The organism is Variovorax sp. Soil_C_17 (genome assembly GCF_057657265.1).
In genome coordinates this window covers 1-452 of sequence record NZ_JBDGIT010000058.1, presented here as the reverse complement: position 1 = coordinate 452, position 452 = coordinate 1, and the positions used below count along the sequence as shown (strand labels likewise).

Sequence of the window (452 nt, the reverse complement as noted above, 5' to 3'; positions counted from 1 at the left end):
CTGTACATGGACGACGGCAGCCGCAACTGGTACGACTACGACCAGGACGGCTCGCAAGCCTGGAGCCGGGTCCAATCCCGTTTCGATGCCTGGGGCCGCGAAGACGAAGCCACCATGCTCCTCGACGATGGCCGGCGCAGGCGATACGACTACGACCAGGACAACACGCAGTACTGGAGCCGGGTCGAACAGGACTTCGACGTGTTCGGCCGTGAAACCATCGCCAATGTCTACCAAGACGATGGCGGCCGAACGCAGATCGACTACACCGTGACAGCCGGCTACAGGGTGGTGTCGAGATTCAATGCGCAGGGTTACAAGATCCTCGAGGAGACATCGGCCTGGCTGCCTGGCGGTCCGCTTCCGGCTCCGCTGGCGCCGGCGGTTGGACCTGTTCCCATGTCGCCGTTCTATGTGCCGCCAAATGCGGCGCCGCTGAATCCTTTCGTGCC

At 63.1% G+C, this 452-nt stretch carries 1 protein-coding gene; it reads left to right on the top strand.

From position 1 onward, the window contains the following. Window positions 1-6: 6 nt before the first annotated feature. A partial coding sequence (locus AC3A6Y_RS35020) for a hypothetical protein (RefSeq protein WP_487872795.1) occupies window positions 7-452 on the top strand: 446 nt, incomplete at its 3' end.